Here is a 22,552-nt window from a genome sequence, read left to right on the forward strand (position 1 = left end):
GGAGTGACGCTTGCCTTCGCGCTGGATGCGCCGAGTATACTTCGGGCGCAGGCCGAAATGTGGCCGCTTGTCTTGCCGCTGCTAGGCGGTGAACCGCTTGACCTTGGTCAGCCGAAGCCTTTCGGCGAATGGCTGCTTGCGGGGCGATCGTTCGCGCCGGGCGGCGTGGCGGCGGAAAGCTGGGAGGCGGCGGTGACGGTCGGCGAGCGCCGCAAACGCCTCGTCATACACGGTCCGCGCGTCTGGGAAGACGGACGGCTTCAAACCACCCTCGCCACCGTCATGCCGACCGGCTGGGCGAACGCGTGGGGCGGCGAAGGAGTAGCAGACAATCCGCTGGGGCTCGGCTGGCGCCCCGGCGCGACGACGCCCGTCATCGCGCCGAGTGTCGAGCATCCCGACTTTCCGTGGCAGGGGCCGGATCGGCGCTGCCGCGCCTGGTCGCCGGCGCCGCTGGCGATGACCGATCCGTCCCGGCTGGCCAGGATCGGGACGATCGGCGCCGACCATGTCGCTAGCGCCTTCCCCGGCTATCCCGCCGACTTCGACCCACGCTTCTTCCAGAACGCACCTGACGACCAGCAATGCGCGTCTCCATGGCGTGGCGACGAGGAGTTCGTCCTGCAGCACTGGCACCCCACTGCCGCGCTGATCACAGGCCGGCTGCCAGGATTGCGCGCCACAGTGCACGTCGGAGCGGCCGAAGGGCCGCTGTCACCCATCGCGATGCGACTGACCACGATCTGGTTCGTGCCGGAGGCGATGTTGGGCGTGCTCGTTTACCATGGCGAGACCGCGACAGATCGCCTTGACGGTGGGGATGTGGCGCGCGCGATCGTCGGCTTCGAGCCGCTGGACGACGCGCAACTCGGCTGCGGGCATTACGAAAGCCGGTGGGCGCAGCGCACGGCGCGCACCACCGATGCGGCATTGGCATCGTTGGACGATGGGATGTTGTTGCCGCCAGGTTTTTCGGTCCGCTTCGATGCGCTTGCAGCGGGGGAGCGGCGTCAGATTGCGTCGATGCCGCCCCGCCTCGATCCGCAGGTGATGCTGGCGGAGGCGATTGATCGCGTCCGCGAGGAGGTAGGATCGGGCGACGACCATGATGTCGCCGCCAAAATTACGGCCATGCTCGGCGATCTGAAAGCGGTCGGCGTCGATGAAGCAGATCCGGCGGCGCGACGACAGGCTGTGGCAGGTGCGACAGCAGCAGCGGCGCAGATACGTGGGTCGATCGACGTGGCAAAGCTTCAGGCGGCGATTGCGGAAATGCGCGAGGCCCACCCGGTTCCACCGTCCCCCGATCCTGCCGCGCTGGCGGAGGGGTTGATCGCGCTTCGTGATCTCCAGCGGACGGGCGCACCCCCGGCGTTGGCGGCATCTTCCGCTTCGGGCGATGTCAATTCCTTATTGCGGCTGATCGGGTACGGTCCGGTCGCCAGTGGCGTGAAGCAGTTGCCGGATCGGGCGTTACTGGAGGCGCGGTTGACCGACATGGTCGGGACGCTGCCATCGATGGCCGATTTCCCCGATCCTGCTACACTAGGCGCGGCGCCTGACGATGGTGAGCGATCAGCACCCCTGCGCTTCAAGAGGCTAGATCCAGCGTCGTTGCGACGTGGTCGCGCGGGGCGCGTAGCCGCGGCGCCCGCCGGTACGCTTCATCAGCGTCTCGATTTGCGAGGGTGTGACCTGTCCGGGCGGGAGTTGCGAGGGCAGACCTTCATGGATTGCGATCTGCGGGCCGCAGATCTGCGCGGAGCGCGGTTGTACGACAGTCGTTTTCTTCGCTGTGATGCCGAAGAATGGCGCTGCGAGGGCGGCCATTGGCAAGGCCTCCATCTCACCGCCACACGGCTCGATCGCCTGATTTCGCCGGCGCGGGTGATCGGCGCGACGATCTGTGGCTGTAATGCGGGTTACAGTCGGTGGAGCGGTCAACTCGACGGTCTGTCGATCAGCGGCGGCGACTGGAGCAGAGCGGCTTTCAGCGGTGCGACGCTGCGGCGCTGCACCTTCGTCGACACCGACCTGAGCGAAAGTCGCTTTGACGAGGCGAACCTTGAGATGACCGTCATGACGGGAGTGGCACTTACCGGTGGCGACTGGTCGCGGGTTTGCGTGACCCGCGGCAGCCTGCATGGCGTAAAGATGCCGCGATATTGGCAGGGCGCGTCCCTGATCGCGTCCACCTTGCGCGGGGCGACGTTCGCCGCCTGTGACCTGTCCGGTTCCTGTTTCACGCAGGTGGATGTCAGCCACAGCGATTTCAGTGAGGCGGACCTGTCGGACGTAGTGTGGCGGGACTGCCAGGGGACGGCGCTTGTCATGCGCAGTGCCCGGCTCGACCGGGCACAGCTGCGCGGAGTCCACGCGCTCGGCGCAGACCTCCGGGACGCCAGTTTTCGCGACGCGGTATTCGACGGCTGCTGGTTCCCCGAGGCGCGCTGGAGCGGCGCGGATCGCACGGGAATGATCGGGACAACCAGCTGCTTTCTGCCGGAGGCTCGGTCGTGAGCGCCGCCGAGCGGCTTGATGCTGCGCGGGCCTCTCGTGCGGGCGGCAGGCCCTTGCAGGCGCACGATTTGCGAGGTTGCGACCTGCGCGGCGAGGATTGGTCGGGCGCCACGTTCCTCGATTGCTGCTTCACTGAAGCGATATTCGGGGATTGCGACCTGAAAGCAGCGCGGTTCATCGCATGCGATCTGGCAGGGACCAGTTGGGGTGCATCGACCACCCATGGATTGATGATGCAACGATGCACATTGACCGAAAGCGACTGGAGCGGCGGTTCTCATTATCAGCTTTGCGCCACGCAGAGTGACTGGCGTGGCGCAAAGCTGGCCGAGGCACGGTTCGAGCGCGCGACCTGGGCGCAATCGGACTGGCGCGGCGTCGACGCGACGGGGCTCCACGGTGATGGTTGCGTGTGGATCGGCACACGGTGGGACGATGCCCGGCTCGACGAAACCGATCTGACCAGCTGCACGCTCACCGGGCTGGATGCGGGCGCGTTGCGGGGGATGTCAGACACGCGATGGACCCGCTGCGTCATCGACGACCTGCGTTGCGAGGGCCTCGATCTACGCGATGCAGAGTGGCAAATTTGCCAGTTTCCTCGGGCGCATATCGTTGAAACCTGCCTTGACGGCGCGACGCTGCGAAATTGCGGGTTCCACGAGGCGACGCTCGACCGGGTTTCGTTCCTGGGCGCAGATCTGACGCAAACGCAGTGGGCGGGCGCAACGATCACTGCATGCGACTTCGGCGGTTGCGCCGCCAGCGCGTCGATCTGGGCCGGTGCGCATCTGGTCGACACACGACTGCAGGATAGTGACTTGCGGCAGGGGTTATTGGCGGGCGCGGTGCTCGACCGCTGTGATTTCGCGCGCGCTGACCTCGGCTTTGCCGATCTGAGTGGCTGCATCTCGCGCGATACGGCGTGGGGCGGTGCCATCACCAGCTTCGCCCGGGTCAGCGATACGAAGGGCGTTCCCCTGGCGCTTTTTCCAGACGGCGCCACGCGCTGCTTTCTTGATCCGACCTCTTTGGCCAAGGGATGATATCATGTCAAAATTGCTCGCCTGGCCGCGGCCTTCCGCCGCGATGCCCGGCGTCGACGACGCCACCTTGCTGACCGCGACGCTGGCGCATTGGCAGACGGGGCAGGGCCGATTGGTCGACGGGCGCGCCTGTCGCGCCGCCGCGTCGTGCCTTGTCGAGCCGGGCGCGGGCGACCTCGCGCTGCTTGTCGACGCAGATGACCTGTGGGTGGTTGCGGTGCTTGTGGCCAGTGGGAGCCGCCCCCTTCAACTCGCCGCACCGCACGTCGCACTGGAAGCGGAAAGCGCGCGGATCGAGGTCGCGGCGCTGGAGACGCGCGGGCGACGGTGGAGCGCCGTGCACGACGAACTTCAGGCGACCGCAGGCACGCTGACCGTCTGTGTCGGCGCGGTGCACGGCGTGGTTACGCGATTGAGCACCTGGGTACGCGATGCGTTTGCGTGGCGTGGGCGCAGCATCCGCGACGTTGAAGAGGTCGAGACGGTGCGCTGCGGCCAGTTTGATGTCGCCGCTCGCGATCTGCTGGCGCTCTCGGCGCACACCGGCATCGTCACGGCACGCGGGCTGATGAAGATCGACGGCGAGCAGATCACGGTCGGATAGGATCATGTTCGCACTTAACCAATTGCCCGCCCTGACCATCGGCATGCCCGACGTCTGCCTCACGCCTGTCGGACCGGTGGTGGTACCGGTGCCCTATCCCAATATCGCGCAGGAGGTGTTGGGCTTTCCCGCCCCCTATAACGTCATCGTTGGCGGTGCACCCGTGCACAACATGGGGACAACCTTGCCGCTGTCGCTTGGCGACCTACCCGGTGTCGCCGGGGTTGCGTCGGGGACGGTGATGGGGCCGCATCGTTCGCTGACCAACGCCACGACCTGTCTGATGGGCTCGCTGCCAACACGGCGTGTCGGGTCCTGTGGCCCGTCGAACACGATGAACACGATCGGCATCGCGGCTGTCCCCAATCAATTCAAAGTTGTGCTGCTGTGCGCCTGACCCGCGGAGCGGTCGCTGCGCTTGCCCTGGCGGCGTTGCCGGGGTGCACTGTCCTGCGCGCGATGGACGACGGCGTGTCGGGAACACTCGAGAAAATTCCCGTGCTCAAGGCGGTGGGGATCGAGTCGCGCAAATCCATCGAGCAACGCGAAGCCGCAAAGGCGGCGGATCCCATCCATGCTTCCAGCGTGGCGCAAGCCGCTTCGGCTCCCCCGGTCGCCAGCGGCACGCGTCGGTCACTACGGTTGCTGGTCTGTGCGGCCGCCTGGGTGAATCCGGACGAAGCCGGGCGCGCCGCGCCGCTTCGGCTGCGACTGTTCGAGCTGACAACCGCAAGCCATTTCACCGCTGCCCCCGCAGTCGAGTTGATGGCCGATACACGACCCCCGACGTGGTCCGGTGAGATCCGTGACGTTCGTGATGTCGTCATCCCGCCGGGGCGGGGCGTGTCGATGGGGTGGCTGAGCAGCGGCGACGCCTTGCTGGGGATCGTCGGAGACTTTCGCGACGAAGCCTCGGCATCGGAAACGCGGCTGGTTCTGAAGCTCGACGATAGCGCCGCCGCAGCGGGCTGGATCATCTACGCGCGCGGCACGGCGCTGCACCTGTTCGCGGCCGAAAAAGTCGAAAGCACCGCGGCTACATCGACTGCCGACCCGCCGCCGGTCATCCCGCGGCTCAACCAGCCCGGTTGCCCGCCGGAGACCTCGCCCACAACGGCCAAACCCCACGATCCGGAATAATCATGAAGGCCCATTCAGCCTTGCCAGTGCTCTGGCATGAAGGAATGTTGCTTGTGCCTCAGCACTTTCAGCATCTCCATGCCCATCTTCTTCACCGTGTCGAGGCACGCGTCGGCTCGGGTCACGGTGTCGGCGGCATCTTCGCGATCGATCTGGACCAGCGCGCGCTAGCTCATGGTCATGTCTCGCTGCGCGTGGTGCGTGGCGTGTTCAGCGATGGAACGCCCTTCGATGTGCCCGAAGAGGCTGCCCCGCCAGCGCCCCTTGCCGTGCGACCGGACGACGCGGGACAGATCATCGCTCTCGTGGTCGGACGCAGCGGCGTGACGGTGGACGAGCCGGCGAGTGGTAGCCGCGATGATGGTAGGCGCGCGCGCTATCGCAGTCGGATCGAGACGCTTCATGACGAGGTGACAGGAGGCGAGCCGGAACAGGTCAGCCTGGGCTTGCTGAATTTGCGACTGGAGCGAACGACCGATGCGCTTGGCTCCGACCTTTCCCTACCGCTGATGCGGGTTTCGGCGGTGCTGCCGGGCGGACAGGTGACGCTTGATGCCGACTTTGTGCCACCGCTCCTTGATCTGCGCGGCAGCGCGACGTTGCTGGGTCGGCTCGAGGCGATGCTCGATCTGCTCTCGCACCGCGCAGAGTGGCAGATGGGGCGGCTGGGGCAGCCGCAAACAAGCTCGTTGTTCGAGGTGTCGGACTTCCTGCTGCTGCAGTCGCTGCTGCGGCATGAGACGGCGCTTCGGCTGGAGTTGTCGTTGCCGCGGGTCGAGCCGCTGGCGATCTTACGCATCCTGCATCTGCTGGTCAGCGACATGGCCGCGGTGCAGCACCCGCCAGAGCGCGCGGGCGCGGTGAACTGGCTCCCCAACGATCCAGCCGCTGCGTTTCGGCCCTTGTTCGATCGTGCCGAGGCGTTGCTGAGCAGGATGCGTGAGCGTCTGGCGGTCGAGTTCAGCTTCCGGCCCGATGCCGACGGTTTGCACGTCGGAACCGAGGTGCTGCCACCGCTCGCCAGCGACGAGCGGATCGTACTCGCTGTGCACGCCGAGGTGCCGGACGAGTGGTTCTTCAGCCGCTTCAAAGGACAGGCGATCGTTGGAGCGGCGGATCGGCTGGCCGAACGCGTCAGACGGCAGGTGCCTGGTGTCACGATGCGTCATCTACCCAGCGCGCCCCCAGAGCTGCCCTTGCAGATCGGTTGGCATTATTTCGAGCTGCAGCCCGGCGGTGCAGCATGGACAGACCTGGCGAGTAGCCGCAGCCTTGGCCTCTATGTTGCTGGCGACTGGCCGGGACTCATGCTGCGCGGCTGGGTCATCCGCGCCCCGCTACCGGAGCCGACATATGGCGGATGATTTTCTGCTTGAGGCAGCCGATCGCTTCCTCAACGTCTTGTCGCAGGCGCTGGGCGACGACCCAGCGGAGCATGTCGCGGTGGAGGCCTGGTCCGCACGACTGATCGCGGAAGTACGCGCCTTCGAGCGTAGCGCGCTTCATGTCAGCGGTGACGCAATGGTGGTGACGGATGCCAGCTACCTGCTTTGCACGCTCGGTGACGAACTGAGTACGGAGCGGTTCGGGATGCGCTGGGCAGCGGTGGGGCTGTTGGTGCGTCATCACGGCGATGCGCATGGCGGTCAACGGAGTTGGGCAAGACTGGACGCGCTGCTGCACGACGCCGACGATCAAATCCGACCGACCGTCCACCCGCACCGCCTTGCGCTGCTGCGCCTCTACGAACGGGCAATCGTTCTCGGCCTGCGTGGCCGGCACGGGGTGGAACTCGGTGGCGAGCAAACGCTCGACGGATTGCGGCTCGAAATTCGCGATCGCCTGAACGGTGAGGCGGGCGATCCGCCGGTCATGGCTGATCTGGTTCAGCTGGCAACGAGGCATGTGCAGCAACGTGGCCGCAGGATCGGCGTCGCCGTGGCGGGTCTGTCGCTTGCAATGCTGCTCCTCTTCTTTCTCGAAATTCGGCGCGACATCGACGCGCGCTGGGACGCGGCCGCCGCCGATATGGTTGGCGCGGTGAACCGAGGGGCGAACCGATGAGCGGCGCCAAAAACGGGCGCGGGCTGGCGCGCGTCACGCGTACGGTTCTCCTTTTTGCAGCCTTCCTGCTGTTCGCGGCGCTGGTCTGGTGGGTCGGGCCCGAGATCCGCATAGGCGAGAGCCGGCCGCTCGATCCACCGGGCTGGCGTCTTGCTGTCATCGCGATGGTGCCCGCGCTGGTATTGCTGCCGCTGCTGGGCGGTGCGCTGGCTTGGGGGTGGCGGCAACTTCTCCCACGATCACGGCCGCGTGAGCCTGATCCTTTGCGAGAAAGCTGTGCGCAGTTGCTTGCTTGGGCGGCCCGTGAACGACTCACGCACCCCAACAGGCAGCGCGGCGCCATTGCAACGTGGTTGGCAGAGCAGCTGTCGCTCCGCTTCGCGCCCGATATGCTGATCGTGGCGGAGGACGAGGTGGCCGCCACCTTGCGCCGTTACTGGCCCTTGGCGATCGACGCCCAAGCCGATGACAATGCAGCGGGTGACGTTTTCTGGTCGTCGGGACGATGCTGGCTGATCGCGTCGCCGGAAGCATTGTCGGGCTGGGCGCGAGCCCTGAAGCATCGGCGTGCGCCCCGTGCCGCGGTATGGCTGATTTCCGAGAGTGCGTGGCAGGGCGGGGCGTCGTCGCCTGCGCTGGCGCAGATGCGTATCCTGCTGTCACAATGGCAACAGTGGACCGGTCGCAAGCTTCCGCTGTGGGTCACTCGGTGGACCACCGTCGACGCGGGGACGGGCATTGCCTGGGATGCAAGGACGGAGGACTTGCCGCATGGCTTCTCGGTGCCGGTGCGCAGAGGAACAAGTGGTGCAGCCTGGCAAGCGCTGATCGCCGAATTTCGCGCCATTCTCACGGCATCGCTGCTCGAGCCTGACCTTGCTCCGGCGACGGCGCTCGCCAGATTGCGTGTGCAACAGCAGTGCCAGGCTGATCTGGAAAGCGCGTCGATCGTGTTCCGGCAGCTCGGCATCGGAACCACTCTCTTCGCGACCGCCTGGCTGCGCGGCGTGTTCTGGATGTGGGAAAAGGGCGACGCCGTCGTCGGCCTTTCGGGGCTGGTGCATGTCCTGCTCGCCGATGATCCTGCCCCGCGCTATCGCCCGCGCCTTGCTCTGCTGCGTGGCCTGGCGGTGCTCGCGCTGGCGCTCGGCGCTCTTCTCCTCATCAATGACATAGTGGTCGAGACGCCCGCGCGGCACGATCGCGCCTTGACGGAATGGCGGTCACGGCGCTCCGAGGTCCGGCGAGCCGCCTATCGCGCAGCCCTGCCGGACTCATCGACTGCGATCACACCGGCACTTGATACAATGACCGTGGTCGAGGACGCGCAGGCGCAGGCCGAGGCGACGATCGGAACGTCGTTACCACCGCGTGCCAGCGCGACGCTGGCGAAGCTGGAAGGGCAATTATGGCGTCAGCGGCTCCTGCCGGCGTTAATCGGCTGGAACCGTGCCTGTGTCTCGCAGGCGGCCGGTCCGGCGGTGCCATCCGATCTCTATCGCGCACTCGCGACCGCGCTGTCGTTTCGCGGAGAAGGTGTGGCCGACGGCTCCGACGAGGCACTGCTGCGCAGCCGGCTGGCGCAATGCGGAGCCTCTCCCGAACAATCGGATGCCGTTCTGCATCAGCTTGCGCGTCATCGCGCACGCGACGAAAACGAACGCGTGGCGGTATTGCGGGACGACATCAAGGCATGGCGCTCGGCACTTGCAGGAGCGGCTCACTACTCGCTTGACGAACGTCTATGGGTTGGAATGCGCGAGGAGATGCGGCCAGCGAATGCGGTCGATTTCACCCTCTCCGGTGCACTCGGACCAGGAGCGTTCTGGTTTGGCGAGGCGCCAGCGGTGTCGTGGTTTTTCACCGCAGAGGGATTGCAGTCCGGCTTCCGCGCCAGCCATCGACGCTACGCTGCATGGATTGCGGAATACCGCCGGGTCATGACCGCTGACGGACAGCCTGTCGATCCCGTACCGAGTGATGCCGACCTCGCCGCGCTCGATGGTGCGCTACGTGCCCGATACGTCCGTGAGGCTTCGCTGGCGTGGGAGACCATGTTCTCCGCCATGCATCTCGTTCGGGCACACGACGTAGGAGAGGCGGTCGATCGCGCCCAGACCTTCGCCAGCGACGCGTCGCCGTTCATCCAGTTGCTTGATGTACTGGAGCAACAGATGCCGCTGCCGCCGCGAAAGGTGACAAGTCTCTGGTCACGGCTCGCGGCGCGCATCGCAGGCGATTGGGCGCGGGTGCAATATGAATTGGGCTGGCGCAACTCACCGCGCCCGGCGGCGGTGACGACCGATCCGTCCTATGCCCTGGCGCAGCGGTTCGCGGCATTGCGCAGCTATTTCCCCGACGACAAGGGGAAGGCCGCGTCGCGCGATCGGATGATCCAGACGATCCAGCCGATCGCGCGCTATCTGGGTCAGCAACAAGCGGCGGCAGAGTTTGGCGGTCGCCCGCCGGCACCCGCGAGTCTGAAGATGTTACGTGTCGCGGCCGGCCGCCTGCCGGCACCGTTGCGCGAGCTGATGCAGGATCTGGCCGAAGACAGCGGGCGGGAGCTGGTTCATGCGCAGGCCGACACCTTGGCGATCAATATGGATGCGGTGCCATCCTATCTCTCCTGTCTGCTCGACGCGCCGTTCCCGTTCGGCCGGCACGGCAGCAGTGAGCTGGACTGGGCGACCTTCGTTCAGGATTTCGCGCCAGCCGGTCGGATCGCCAGGATCCTCACCGAGAACAGCTCCCTCATTGACACCGGGGCAACGCCCTGGCGACCGCGGCTACCTCCCGGTAGCGCCGGTGTCCAAGACATGCGCGCGCGCATCTCGTGGTTGCAGCGCGCGACGCGGATCGGTCAGGCATGGTTCCCGCCGGAAGGCGGTGGGCTGGTGCTGACGATGCGCGCCTTTCATCTCGATGATGACGTGCTGCAGGCACGATTGACCGTAGACGGGCAGAACTGGACCTACGCGCATGGGCCCGCCGCTCCTGTGACGATCCACTGGCCCGGCCCGACCGGTTCGAACGTTGTCGAGATGGAGTTGCAGCGTGTTGATGGCCAGGTGGTACGGCGCCGATATGCCGGCCCATGGGCGCTTCTGGCGCTGATCGGCGATGCCGAGCGGCACGCGATGCGATCGCCGGCGGCAATGCTGGTCGGGCTTGGCGACGCTCAGGGGCGGTGGGTGATCTCGATCACATCCGCCAGTGCGCAGAACCCGCTCAATCCCGATCTCTATCGCGGCCTGTGCCCGCGCCGCCACGCGTCAAGCGAGATCGACCTGTTCACGCCAGTGGGCGCGCCGCAAATGCCGCTCATGCAAAGCCCGGTGGTCCCGCCCACCGAACCATGAGGCGCGAGGGCGATGGAGGTCCTAGACCATGTCCTGCCCGGCTGGCGCCGCACCGCCTTGCACGATCGTGGTGAAATTCGTCGCGGTGCGCGCGCACGTCAGGGCGTGGATCAGCCAGATGGCGCTCTCCGCATGGTCGTCGAGCAGGGGTGTGTAGACCAGGCCGGCCGACTGGAGTGCACAGAGCGACTCTGCCACGACCGTGATGCCGACGCCGGCGGCAACCAGTCCCAGCAGGGTGGAGACCTCGCGCACGGTCTGTGCGATCCGCGGTTCGGTGCCGGCCACTCGCATGAGCGCGAACAATTCATCGGTGAAGCCGCCGCTGCGATCGTTGGCGTAGACGACCAGCGGGTGAGCGGCGGCATCGGCCAGCCGCAGACCGGACCGACCGGCGAGCGGGTGATCCGGCCGCGTGGCGACGACAAAACGCTCGCACAGAATGCGGCTCGCCACCAGTTCGGACGGCAGGGACGGCGGGGTGGTGCTGCGCAGGAAGCCGACGTCCAGCGCATCGCCCAGGATTGCCTCGACCTGAACCGGGCCGACCATCTCCGACAGCACGAGTTGCACATCAGGGTAGCGGAGGCGGTAGGTGTGGATCGCGGTGGCGACCTGCGGGATGAACGGCGCCGATGCGTTGAAGCCAACCCGCAACTCGCCGCATTCGCCGCTTCCGAGACGCCGTGCCGTCAGCGCGGCCTTGTCCGCCTCCACCAATACGCGCCGCGCCGCATCGAGGAACGCGGTGCCAGCGCGGGTCAGCGAGACACGGCGGCTGGTGCGGTCGAGCAACCGCACGCCCAGTTCATCCTCAAGCTGGCGGATCTGCTGGCTGAGCGGCGGCTGCGAAATGCCCAGCCGGGCGGCCGCGCGCGCGAAGTGCAGATCCTCCGCAACCTGAACAAAATAGCGTAAGTGGCGCAGCTCCATGATTGATAGGCTCTACGTATCAATCATTGCGGAAACAATATTAGACAAAGCGGCAATCGACGCTCATTCGCTGCGCCGCGGCATGTTCGTCGTCGCCGCCTTCCGCCGGTCACCCGATGCCGCTCTGGCATCGCCCACCGGAACGGACGTCATCAACGGGAAGCTGCCCATGATCGGCATCGTACGCATCGCGCTGGCGCGGCCACTGACCTTCATCGTCATGGCGATCCTGATCGCGGTCGTCGGCGTGCTGGCGGCGATCCGCACGCCGGTCGACATCTTCCCCGATATCAAGGTGCCGGTGATCGCCACCGCCTGGCAATATGCCGGCCTGTCGCCTGACGAGATGTCCGGGCGGATAATTACCCCGTTCGAGCGCGTGCTGACCACGACAGTCAACGACATCGACCATATTGAGAGCCAGTCGCTGCCCGGCATTGGGGTGGTAAAGATCTATTTCCAGCCCGGCGCCGACATCCGCACCGCCACCGCGCAGGTCACGTCGGTGTCGCAGACCGTGCTGAAGCAATTGCCGCCGGGAATCACCCCGCCGCTGGTGCTCAACTACAGCGCCTCGACGGTGCCGATCGTCCAGCTCGCCCTGTCGGGCAAGGGGCTGTCGGAAGGGCAGATGTTCGATCTCGCCAGCAATCAGGTCCGCCCCGGGCTGGTGACGGTGCCGGGCGCGGCGATCCCCTATCCGTCGGGCGGGCGGCAGCGGCAGATCCAGATCGACCTTGATCCCGAGGCCCTCCAGTCAAAGGGGCTGTCGGCGCAGGATGTCGGCAATGCGATCGCGGCGCAGAACCAGATTAACCCGGCCGGCTTCGCCAAAATCGGCGGGTTCCAGTACAGCGTCCGGCTCAACAACGCGCCGGGTTCGATCGAGGAGCTCAACAGCATCCCGGTCAAGGTCGTCGGCGGCGCCACCATCTACATGCGCGACGTCGCGCACGTCCGCGACGGCTCCGCGCCGCAGACCAATGTCGTGCACGTCGACGGGTCGCGCTCGGTCATCATGACGGTGCTCAAGAACGGCGCGACGTCGACGCTGGCGATCGTGCAGGGGATCAAGGACGCGTTGCCGAAGATCCAGGAGACGCTGCCGAGCACGCTCAAGATCGTGCCGATCGGCGACCAGTCGCTGTTCGTCCGCGCTGCGGTGGAGGGGGTGGTCAAGGAAGGCTTGATCGCGGCGGCGCTGACCAGCCTGATGATCCTGCTGTTCCTCGGATCGTGGCGGTCGACGGTGATCATCGCGATCTCGATTCCGCTGGCGATCCTGTCGGCGATCATCGGGCTGGCGGTGACGGGCAACACGCTCAACACGATGACGCTCGGCGGGCTGAGCCTTGCGGTCGGCATCCTCGTCGACGATGCGACGGTGACGATCGAGAACATCAACTGGCATCTCGAACAGGGCAAGCCGGTGCACCGCGCCATCCTCGACGGTGCGGCGCAAATCGTGACGCCGGCGTTCGTGTCGCTGCTGTGCATCTGCATCGTGTTCGTGCCGATGTTCTTCCTGCCCGGGGTCGCGGGGTTCCTGTTCGTGCCGCTGGCGCTGGCGGTGGTGTTCGCGATGATCGCCTCGTTCATCCTGTCGCGCACGCTGGTGCCGACGATGGCGATGTATCTGCTGCGCCCGCACGGCGCGGGCGACGATCACGACCAGCATAGCGCCGGGGCGCCGACATCGCGCAACCCGCTGGTGCGGTTTCAGCGCGGGTTCGAGGCGCGGTTCGAGCGCTTCCGGACCGGCTATGGCGCGATGCTGGAACGGGTGCTCGCCGTCCCGAAGGGATTCGTGATCGGATTCCTCGCGGTGGTGCTGCTGTCGTTCGGGCTGGTGCCGTTTCTCGGCCAGAACTTCTTCCCGTCGGTCGATGCCGGGCAGATCGCGATGCACGTCCGCGCGCCGGTCGGCAGCCGCATCGAACAGACCTCGGCCGAATTCGACCGCATCCAGCGCCGCATCCGCCAGATCATCCCGGCCGACGAGCTGGTGTCGGTGGTCGACAACATCGGGTTGCCGGTCAGTTCGATCAACACGACCTACAACAATTCGGGGACGGTCGGGCCGCAGGACGGCGACGTGCTGATCCAGCTGTCGCACGATCACCGGCCGACCGAGGATTATGTCCGTCGCCTCCGCGAGCAATTGCCGCGCGACTTCCCCGGTGCGACCTTCTCGTTCCTGCCTGCCGACATCACCAGCCAAATCCTCAATTTCGGTGCGCCGGCGCCGATCGATATTCAGATCACCGGCAAGGACGCCAACGCCAATGCCGCCTATGCGCAAAAGATCATGCGCCGCATCGCGCGCATCCCGGGTCTCGCCGACGCGCGTATCCAGCAATCCGCACGCTACCCGCAGCTCAACGTGGCGGTCGATCGCAGCCGCATCGGGCAATATGGGCTGACCGAGCGCGACGTGACCACCAGCCTCGCCAGCTCGCTAGCCGGCACGCAGCAGACCGCGCCGGTGTTCTTCCTCAATCCCGACAACGGCGTCTCCTATCCAGTGGTGGCGCAGGCGCCCGAATATCGGGTCGGATCGATGAGCGACCTGTCGAGTCTTCCGGTGACGGGGGCGAGCGGGCGCTCGCAGGTGCTGGGCGGGCTGGGGACGATCGTCCGCGGCAACGCCCCGGCGGTGGTGTCGCACTACAACATCGCGCCGGTGGTCGACATCTTCGCGACGCCGGCCGGGCGGGATCTCGGCGCGGTGTCGGGCGACATCCAGCGGGTGCTCGACGACCTCAAGGCCGAGGCGCCCAAGGGCGCGACCGTCACGATGCGCGGGCAGTTTGCGACGATGAAGAGCGCCTTCTCGGGGCTCGGCTACGGGCTGCTCGGCGCGATCGTGCTGATCTATCTGCTGATCGTCGTGAATTTCCAGAGTTGGCTCGACCCGTTCGTCATCATCACCGCGCTGCCCGGCGCGCTGGCGGGGATCATCTGGATGCTGTTCGCCACCGGCACGACGCTCTCGGTGCCCGCGCTGACCGGCGCGATCATGTGCATGGGCGTTGCCACCGCCAATGCGATCCTGGTGGTGAGCTTCGCACGCGAGCGGCTAGCCGAACTGGGCGACGCGACCGCCGCCGCGCTGGAGGCGGGCATGACGCGCTTCCGCCCGGTGCTGATGACCGCGCTGGCGATGATCATCGGCATGTTGCCGATGGCGCTGGGGCTGGGCGAAGGCGGCGAGCAGAACGCCCCGCTCGGCCGCGCGGTGATCGGTGGATTGCTGGTCGCTACCTTCGCCACGCTGATGTTCGTCCCCGTCATCTTCAGCCTCGTCCACCGTCGCCACGGCGCGACGCGTCCGGTGCGTGAGGCCAGTCATCTGGAGGAAGCCCATGTCTGAGGCGTCGACCGACGCACCGCCGCCCGCGCCATCCCGTTCGCTGCGCACCGCGGGAATCGCCGCGGCGGTGATCGCGGTCGGCGTGGTCGGCGCGGGGATCGCCACGCGTTCGCGCACCGAAAGCCGGCTCGCTGACTGGACCGCCGCGCAGGCGACCCCGACCGTCGCGGTGATCCGGCCCAAGCCGGCGGCGGCGACCGGCGCGCTGACGCTGCCGGCGACGTTGCAGGCGCTCAACAGCGCGCCGATCTTCGCGCGGACCAGCGGCTATGTCCGCAAATGGTATGTCGATATCGGCGATCCGGTCCGCGCCGGTCAGACGCTGGCGGTGCTCGACGCGCCGGAGATTGACCAGCAACTGGTCGCCGCACGCGCCGATCTGGAAACCGCACGCGCCAACCAGCAACTCGCCGCCTCGACCGCGACGCGCTGGCGCAACATGCTCGCCAAGGATGCGGTGTCGAAGCAGGAGACCGACGAGAAGGTCGGCGACCTCGCCGCCAAGACCGCCGTCGCCAATGCCGCGCGCGCCAATGTCGCGCGGCTGACCTACACGCAGGGCTTCACGCGGCTGGTCGCGCCGTTCGGTGGCATCGTCACCAGCCGCTCGACAGATATCGGCGCGCTGGTCACCGCGGGCACCGCCGCTTCGACGCCGCTGTTCACCGTCTCCGACGTGCGGCGGATGCGCGCCTATATCCGCGTGCCGCAGAATTATTCGGCGCAGATCCATCCCGGTATGCACGTCACGCTGACGCTGCCCGAATATTCCGGCCGCACCTTCGATGCGACGCTGACCCGCTCGGCCGGGGCGGTGGACCAATCGTCGGGGACGGTGCTGGTGCAGGTCGAGGCCGCCAACCCCGATCGCGCGCTGAAGCCGGGTGCCTATGCGCAGGCGAGCTTCCCGGTCGCCGGGGCGAGCGGAGCGGTGGCCTTGCCGGCCAGTGCGTTGATCGTCGGCGAGAAGGGCACGCAGGTCGCGCTCGCGGGCAGCGACGGCAAGGCGCATCTGCGCACGATCCGGATCGCGCAGGACCATGGCAACACCGTCGAGGTCAGCGCGGGCGTCAGCGCCGCCGATCGCGTCATCGACAACCCGCCAGACTCGCTGGCCGACGGCGATCCGGTGAAGGTGCAGAACGGGCAGACGGTACGGTGAGCGGGTTGCGTCGTCGCGCAGGAGGGTTGGGGCGGAACGCCCTGCTGACGGTGCTGCTCGCCACCACCGCCTGTTCCACCGCGCCCGATTACTTGCCTCCGGTCACCGCGGCACCGGCGGCGTACAAGGAGGCAGCGGGCTGGCAGGCGGCCGGCACCAATCTCGCTTCGCCGGGTCGGTGGTGGGAGGTCTTCGCCGACCCGGTGCTCACCGGGCTTGAGGAGCGGGTCGTCGCCGGCAACCAGGACCTTGCGGTGGCGGCGGCGCGCTATGAGCAGGCGCGCGCGCTCGCGCGGCAGGCGCGGGCCGACCGCTTCCCGCAGGTTGGCGTCGCGGCGGATGTCAGCCGCAACCGGGTTTCGGACGGGCGACCGCTCGCGCCGGGTGGTGCGGCCCCTTATACGGTCGGATCGGTCGGGGCGTCGCTCGCCTATGAGCTGGACCTGTTCGGGCGCGTCCGCAGTTCGGTGCGCGCCGGCGCTGCCGACGCCGCCGCAAGCGCGGCGGACGTGGCCGCCGTGACGCTCGGACTGCAGGCGCAACTCGCCAGCATCTATTTCGACATGCGCGGACTCGACGCGCGGATCGTACTGCTGCGCCAAACGGTAGCGGCCAACGAGCGCGCCTACCAGCTTACCGATACCCGGCACAGCGGCGGGATCGCCTCAGGGATCGATGTCAGCCGCGCGCAAACCCTGCTGTCGAGCGCGCGCGCCGAGCTGTCGGCGGTCGGCATCGCGCGGCAACGTGACGAACATGCGATCGCGGTGCTGCTCGGCGAGATGCCCTCGACCTTCGCGCTGGCGGTGGACGATCGACAACTCGCGCCGCCGCCGCTCCCGGCCGGGCTGCCGTCGACCTTGCTCGAACGCCGCCCCGACATTGCAGCGGCCGAGCGCCGCGTCGCCGCCGCCAATGCGCGGATCGGCGTGGCGCGATCGGCGCTGTTCCCGAACATCACGCTCGGCGCGGCGGGCGGGTTTGAGGCGGTGCGCGGGTCGCTGCTCAGCGCGTCGAATGGCTTCTGGGCGCTGGGGCCGCTTTCCGCGGCGCTCGCGGTCTTCGATGGCGGCCGTCGGCGCGCGGGCGTGCGGCGCGCGCGCGGAGAATATGACGAAGCGGCGGCTTCCTATCGCAAGACCGTACTCACCGCCTTTCGCGAGGTGGAGGATGCGCTGGCCAGCCAGCGGTTGCTCGCGGCGCAGGAGCGCGATCAACGCACCGCTGCGGAGGCGGCCGAGCATACCCGCGAACTGGCGCTGATCCGTTATCGCGATGGCGCGGCCGACTATCTGGAAGTTGTGAGCGCGCAGACTGCGGCGCTCGATGCGCAGCGTGCGCTGCTGACGGTGCGCAGCGAGCAATTGCAGACAGCGACCGACCTGATCCGCGCGCTGGGCGGGAGCACGGCCGCCGCGGGCTGACCAGGGCGGCCGATCGGCGACGGCCTCGGCGGCTCGGCCGCTAGCGTCGGACATTTAGGACAACACCGAGTGCGGGCTCGGCGTGACGATCCGGTATGGCTGTCCGACGCTTTGCGCCGCCGCGCACGCGGCATGATGAACGCCGGGTTCCGAGACTGTCATCACGTGCCAGATGCAGTCAAATTCTCTCCCAAAATCAGCTGGATACAAGAGTATTGCCGGCGAGATGCTATTCTTGGCCCACGCCACAGTTGTCTGACGGCGCCACGCTTGGGATGCCGCGCGACTAAACGGAAAATTGTATGAAATTGGTTCATACTGGAGCCGATTGCCGCGTGCCTGAGTTTGGGATGGTGGCTTCGGAAACGGAAATGTCTTGAGGTGTTTTCAGAATTCCCCCATTTTGGGTGAAACCTACAAGGCAGGGGAACAATGAGCAAGCATTGGCCTGAGTTGATAGCTGATTGCGAAGAGCAGGATCGTGCCGATGCGTACCTGGCAGAAATATACAATGCGACCGCTGGCGCCAGATCGCGTCTGTATTTGTTGCTAAACGATGACATGCGGATCGAGAACGTCGGAGGCGGCGATGCTGGCCAAGGGCATGAGCGATGGAGTTTGCTGCCGGGTCAGCGATTTGAGGATCTTCTTGCAGATGGCTTCGAGCCTCTGAGGCGTGATTTGACACGCCGCGGCGCGCCACCATTGTCGCGCTACACGCATGACCTGCTGCTGAAAGGTACCGAAGGGCGCACCACTCGCGTCAAGGCGTTCTTCTACCCACTCATTGTCGAAGGACGGCACTACTGGTTCGTCGAGGCGGCGACGCTGCTGCCAGAGCAGGCAGGCGATCGGGTAGCCACCGATTTCATCGTCAATATCAGTCATGAACTGCATACGCCGCTTTCAGCGATCGCAGGAGCGCTCGGGCTGATCGCCGGGGGCGCGACGGGATCGGTCGGAGAGGACGCAGCGCAGATGGTTCGTGTCGCGCTCAGCAGCACGAAGCGGCTGATGCGGTTGATCAACGACCTTCTCGACAGTGAGCGGCTATCGCGGGGCAAGCTGCATTTCGTTATGGAGCGACAGTCGCTCCGCGAGATGGTGCAAAGCGCCCTGCAGGAACTAACGCCGCTCGCTGTCGCCCGAAATATCCGTCTCACGATTGAGGACGATGGGCGGCGGGACATTGTGCGGGTCGACCGTGATCGATTCAGTCAGGTGGCGATCAATATCATATCGAATGCCATTAAATTCTCGCCGGACGGCGCCGAGATCCGTCTTGTTCTCAAGAACGATGCGAACTTCCGGCGCTTTGCGGTGATCGACAATGGTGTCGGTGTGCCGGAGCCGTTTCGCAAGCGGATTTTCGAGAGGTTTGTTCAAGTCGATATGCCATCGCGCCGCAAACGCAATGGGGTAGGGCTTGGTTTGTCGATCAGCCGCGACATCGTCGAACGGCTCAGCGGCAGGTTATGGTTTGCGCCCAATCCTGACGGGGGAGCAATCTTCACCGTGGAGATACCCGCAGCGGCGTGAACAACCACTATATTACATCATCAAAGGGCTGCTCAATCTGTTCAACGAGACTGAGCATTGCCTTGGCGGCGGCACGGATCCGGGCAAGATCCTCGCGTGATTGGCTTCCAAGATCGTCATCATGAAGATTGATGATATCCGTCAGTCCGACGATGATGCCGATTTGCGTGCGCATCATGTGACACATACGGCTCGTGAAGTTTTCGGGCATTGTCATGAAGTTTCTAGCGCTTGGCCGCAGGTGCCGATGAACAACGCGAGGATTGCGTCGTAGGTGGGAGGGGCTGCGAATGGGTGAATGTAATGTGTTGAAGTTGCTCTATGTTGACGATGAGCCGGAACTGGCCGACGTGGTCGTGCGATCGCTTCGGCTCGATCGCGGTCTGGACGTCCGGGCGCTTCATTCCGGTGCCGAGGCGATCGCGCTCGCGGCGGAAAATCCGTGGCGACCGGACGCGGTGCTGCTGGATGTCATGATGCCCGATTTGAACGGGCCGGACACCTTCACGCACCTTCGCGATATCCTGGGCAAGCAGGTGCCGATCATCTTCTTCACGGCACAGGCGCAGCGCAGTACGGTGCAACGCCTGCTTGCACATGGCGCGGCGGGTGTGCTGATCAAGCCGTTCGAGCCGCTGCGCCTGGCGCAGGACGCGCGGAGGCTGATCGAGGCGTGGCCTGATCGTGCCGCGCTCCCTCGAGCGGCCGGGCTGGCTCATGAGCCGATGTTGCCGATGACCTGCGCAGCGCCGGTGAAGACGTAGCCCGTCCCGCGCGCGGCACGGAGGGGCAGGGGCGTGCCGGTTCCCTGTTCGATCTTCCGCCGGATGCGCGAGATCAGGACGTCAAGGCTGCGATTGTCGACGCCGAGCCGAGGTTTGCCCAGCCGCGCATTGATGAGGTCGCGGGAGTTCGGCCGACCGGGCTGCTCGAGCAGCGGTAGCAGCATCAGATACTCGGCCGACGACAGTTCGATCGCATTTCCGTTGGGCGCGGTCAGCGTCCAACTCGCCAGATCGAGCGTCCAATGCCCCTGCGCGGGCGCCGCGGCTGTGACGTCGGCTTGTTGACCTCGCTCATTGCTGCGCAGCCGACGCGCCAGGTTGCGAATGACGCTTTCCAGCTCAGGCATGTCGACCGGCTTGGCCAGGTAATGGTCCACCCCCACCGACAGGCCGAGCAACCGGTCGTCGCGTCCTGAGCGCCCGGTCAGCATGATGATGCCCGCAGACGAGCGCGCGCGCAGGCGGGCGGCGGCGACGAAGCCGTTCTCTCCCGGCAGGTTGACGTCGAGCACCATGATCTGCGGGCGACGCGTTTCTCCGATCAGCGCGTCGAGATTGGCGGTATCGGGGTAGGATTCGGTCTCCATCCCCACCATCCGCAGATAGCGCTCGAGCGTGGCGCGCATCTCATCATCATCTTCAATGATGATGATGCGGAAATCGTTATCGTGCAGTGCCATAATCAGGCTGTCACCAACATAGTTGAGTTATCGTCCGAGCACGACGGCTGTGCCCAAGGGACGCGGCGCTTGTGTCTGATCAAGGATAGTGTCCTGATCCGCTGCGATGCTGGACGGGGCGCTCGCAGGTGGTCTGGACCGAAAGGCAACTCCCTTGATTGCTATGGGTCGCAAAGCCTTTGATCTATTTCGACACGCGAGGAAAGCCGCCCCGACAAATTGTTACACTAGAACATAGTACGAAATCCGGGAGAATTTTAACGTAACTATAGGTCGGAAAAGGAATTTGCTAAACGCATGCATGCACAATTTATTCAAATAGTTGCATAAGCTAACAATAAAGGATCTGTTATGAATTGACGCTCATCCTTGGTTCTTAGATCGGATCAGGTGCGGGATTTAGAAACGATGAGCGCTGCTCGGGCGGTGGTCGCCAACGACGGCAGACTGGCAGATCGTATCGCGCAGGCGATCGACCGCATGATTTTCGGAGATTTTTCCGACGCCGAGGAACTATCGGAACTCACACCCGAACTGCGTCAGAAATTCATACAGCTGCTTGACGCTTTTGCGCATCGACTCAAGGCTGCGCATGACTTGGGCGAGCGCGATTCAACCACGGGCGTCCTCAGCCGTCACTCGTTCAGGTTCGCCATCGCCGCCCGTTTTGCCGAATCCTCCGCAGAGCGGACGGGCGTGATGTTCTTTTGTAACGTCGACGGATTCAAGCGCTTCAACGACCTGCTGGGTACTGCGAATGCCGATCGATTGCTGGCGCAAATCGCAATGCGGATCCGCTTCACCGTTGCCGCGATCGGCGTCATCAAAAGCCAATGGCTTGTCGGCCGATTATGGGGCGACGAGATCGCCTTTTACATCGAAGACATGGATCGGGCAGCAGCCGTGCGGTGCGCGCGTGCGATCCAGAGCGCGCTGAGCGAACCGTTCTTCATCCATGAGGAAGGCATAGCAGCCACCGCGTGCATCGGCATGGCCTGTCGGCCAAATGACGGCGTGGGGCACGACGTGCTGTTGCGGCACGCCGAACTGGCGATGCGCCGTGCCAAACTCGTCGGGCGGGGCGCCGTGCGACTGTTCGACGGTAGCGAGCAGGCCGATGCGGAAGCGGCGGTGGTGCTGGAAAGCAGCCTGGATCAGGCGCTGCTCCACGACCAGTTCCACCTGGTCTATCAGCCGCAGGTAGAGGCTCGCGATGTCGGGCGGGTCGTCGGGGTCGAGGCGCTGCTGCGATGGCACCACCCCGAGCGGGGCCCGATCGGACCCGAGATTTTTATCCCGCTAGCGGAGCGGCGTGGACTGATCGGCAACATCGGGCGCTGGGTTATCGCGCAAGCGCTCAGCGCCAGCGCGCGTTGGCTACGGCAGGGAATTGCCTGTCGCATGTCGGTAAACCTCAGCCCGGTCGAGCTCATGCGCGACGATCTGGTCGGCCACATCCACGAATGGCTCACCCGCACCGGCGTGCCCCCGGCCATGTTCGAGGTGGAGGTGACGGAGTCGACGGCGTTCGCCAGCGGAGGCCAGGCGGGGAAGCGGCTCGCCGCGCTACGCGCGATGGGCGTCGGCGTGGCAATGGATGATTTCGGGGCGGGCTATTCGAGCCTTGCGCGGCTCACCGAGATGCCGTTCGACCGGCTGAAGATCGACCGCTCGCTGGTCGAGGACATCCTCGATCGCGAGGATCGCCGCATGGTGCTCGACTGCGTGGTCGGGCTAGCGCGAACGCTTGGGCAGCAGGTGGTCGTCGAGGGCGTCGAGCGTTCGGAGCAAATCTCCTTGCTGTCGGACATGAGCTGCGACCTGCTGCAAGGCTATGTCATTTCGCCACCGTTGAAGGAAGATGCCCTGCTTGCATGGCTCCACTCACGGACGACCGATCGTGTCGCACGCGATTGAGGC

The 22,552-nt window shown here is 65.8% G+C and carries 17 protein-coding genes; 14 read left to right on the forward strand and 3 right to left on the reverse strand.

Annotated elements, in window-relative coordinates:
- Positions 1–3: 3 nt before the first annotated feature.
- The 8 genes from ACI2JO_RS09760 (at position 4) to ACI2JO_RS09795 (ending at position 10,736) form a co-directional block, all read left to right on the forward strand.
- Positions 4–2,520: a DUF2169 domain-containing protein gene (locus ACI2JO_RS09760; protein WP_404720510.1), complete on the forward strand. Its 2,517-nt coding sequence runs from the start codon at positions 4–6 to the stop codon at positions 2,518–2,520.
- On the forward strand, positions 2,517–3,566 hold the full coding sequence (locus ACI2JO_RS09765; protein WP_404720511.1) for a pentapeptide repeat-containing protein: 1,050 nt from the start codon (positions 2,517–2,519) through the stop codon (positions 3,564–3,566). Before ACI2JO_RS09760 ends, ACI2JO_RS09765 begins: the two co-directional genes overlap by 4 nt.
- Positions 3,567–3,570: 4 nt before the next feature.
- Positions 3,571–4,170 (forward strand): DUF3540 domain-containing protein, encoded by a 600-nt coding sequence (locus ACI2JO_RS09770; RefSeq protein ID WP_404720512.1) that lies wholly within the window; start codon positions 3,571–3,573, stop codon positions 4,168–4,170.
- Positions 4,171–4,174: 4 nt separating this feature from the next.
- Complete coding sequence (locus ACI2JO_RS09775; RefSeq protein ID WP_404720513.1) at positions 4,175–4,567, forward strand: PAAR-like domain-containing protein; 393 nt, start codon at positions 4,175–4,177, stop codon at positions 4,565–4,567.
- Between the two features lie 62 nt (positions 4,568–4,629).
- A complete protein-coding gene (tssJ, locus tag ACI2JO_RS09780) occupies positions 4,630–5,310 on the forward strand; it encodes a type VI secretion system lipoprotein TssJ (RefSeq protein ID WP_404720514.1) in 681 nt (226 codons plus the stop codon).
- A gap of 2 nt (positions 5,311–5,312) precedes the next feature.
- Positions 5,313–6,674: a type VI secretion system baseplate subunit TssK gene (gene tssK / locus ACI2JO_RS09785; RefSeq protein WP_404720515.1), complete on the forward strand. Its 1,362-nt coding sequence runs from the start codon at positions 5,313–5,315 to the stop codon at positions 6,672–6,674.
- Positions 6,664–7,374, forward strand: coding sequence for a DotU family type IV/VI secretion system protein (locus ACI2JO_RS09790; protein ID WP_404720516.1), 711 nt, complete (start codon positions 6,664–6,666; stop codon positions 7,372–7,374). Before tssK ends, ACI2JO_RS09790 begins: the two co-directional genes overlap by 11 nt.
- A complete protein-coding gene (locus ACI2JO_RS09795) occupies positions 7,371–10,736 on the forward strand; it encodes an ImcF-related family protein (protein WP_404720517.1) in 3,366 nt (1,121 codons plus the stop codon). Before ACI2JO_RS09790 ends, ACI2JO_RS09795 begins: the two co-directional genes overlap by 4 nt.
- A 21-nt stretch (positions 10,737–10,757) precedes the next feature.
- On the opposite strand, the gene ACI2JO_RS09800 is transcribed toward ACI2JO_RS09795, so the two are convergent.
- Entirely contained in the window at positions 10,758–11,669 is a 912-nt protein-coding gene (locus tag ACI2JO_RS09800) for a LysR substrate-binding domain-containing protein (RefSeq protein WP_404720518.1), read from the reverse strand.
- Between the two features lie 169 nt (positions 11,670–11,838).
- Here ACI2JO_RS09800 and ACI2JO_RS09805 point away from each other — a divergent pair, with 169 nt between their 5' ends.
- The 4 genes from ACI2JO_RS09805 to ACI2JO_RS09820 all read left to right on the forward strand — a co-directional run bounded on the left by ACI2JO_RS09805 (position 11,839) and on the right by ACI2JO_RS09820 (position 19,167).
- Entirely contained in the window at positions 11,839–15,042 is a 3,204-nt protein-coding gene (locus ACI2JO_RS09805) for an efflux RND transporter permease subunit (RefSeq protein WP_404720519.1), read from the forward strand.
- Positions 15,035–16,204, forward strand: a complete 1,170-nt coding sequence (locus ACI2JO_RS09810) for an efflux RND transporter periplasmic adaptor subunit (protein ID WP_404720520.1) — start codon at positions 15,035–15,037, stop codon at positions 16,202–16,204. The genes ACI2JO_RS09805 and ACI2JO_RS09810 overlap by 8 nt, the downstream gene beginning before the upstream one ends.
- Before the next feature lie 26 nt (positions 16,205–16,230).
- On the forward strand, positions 16,231–17,628 hold the full coding sequence (locus ACI2JO_RS09815) for an efflux transporter outer membrane subunit (RefSeq protein ID WP_404720521.1): 1,398 nt from the start codon (positions 16,231–16,233) through the stop codon (positions 17,626–17,628).
- Between the two features lie 432 nt (positions 17,629–18,060).
- Complete coding sequence (locus ACI2JO_RS09820) at positions 18,061–19,167, forward strand: sensor histidine kinase (RefSeq protein ID WP_404720522.1); 1,107 nt, start codon at positions 18,061–18,063, stop codon at positions 19,165–19,167.
- Positions 19,168–19,174: 7 nt separating this feature from the next.
- On the opposite strand, the gene ACI2JO_RS09825 is transcribed toward ACI2JO_RS09820, so the two are convergent.
- Positions 19,175–19,384, reverse strand: coding sequence for a hypothetical protein (locus ACI2JO_RS09825; RefSeq protein ID WP_404720523.1), 210 nt, complete (start codon positions 19,382–19,384; stop codon positions 19,175–19,177).
- A gap of 73 nt (positions 19,385–19,457) precedes the next feature.
- Here ACI2JO_RS09825 and ACI2JO_RS09830 point away from each other — a divergent pair, with 73 nt between their 5' ends.
- The gene (locus ACI2JO_RS09830) at positions 19,458–19,931 is read left to right on the forward strand and encodes a response regulator (RefSeq protein ID WP_404720524.1); all 474 of its coding nucleotides are present in this window, start codon (positions 19,458–19,460) and stop codon (positions 19,929–19,931) included.
- Here ACI2JO_RS09830 and ACI2JO_RS09835 read toward each other — a convergent pair.
- Complete coding sequence (locus tag ACI2JO_RS09835) at positions 19,883–20,632, reverse strand: response regulator transcription factor (RefSeq protein ID WP_404720525.1); 750 nt, start codon at positions 20,630–20,632, stop codon at positions 19,883–19,885. The two genes, ACI2JO_RS09830 and ACI2JO_RS09835, sit on opposite strands and share 49 nt — an antisense overlap.
- 408 nt (positions 20,633–21,040) lie before the next feature.
- Here ACI2JO_RS09835 and ACI2JO_RS09840 point away from each other — a divergent pair, with 408 nt between their 5' ends.
- A complete protein-coding gene (locus tag ACI2JO_RS09840; RefSeq protein WP_404720526.1) occupies positions 21,041–22,549 on the forward strand; it encodes a putative bifunctional diguanylate cyclase/phosphodiesterase in 1,509 nt (502 codons plus the stop codon).
- The last annotated feature ends 3 nt before the right edge of the window (positions 22,550–22,552 follow it).

The organism is Sphingomonas sp. NPDC079357 (genome assembly GCF_044901155.1).
Taxonomy (GTDB): domain Bacteria; phylum Pseudomonadota; class Alphaproteobacteria; order Sphingomonadales; family Sphingomonadaceae; genus Sphingomonas.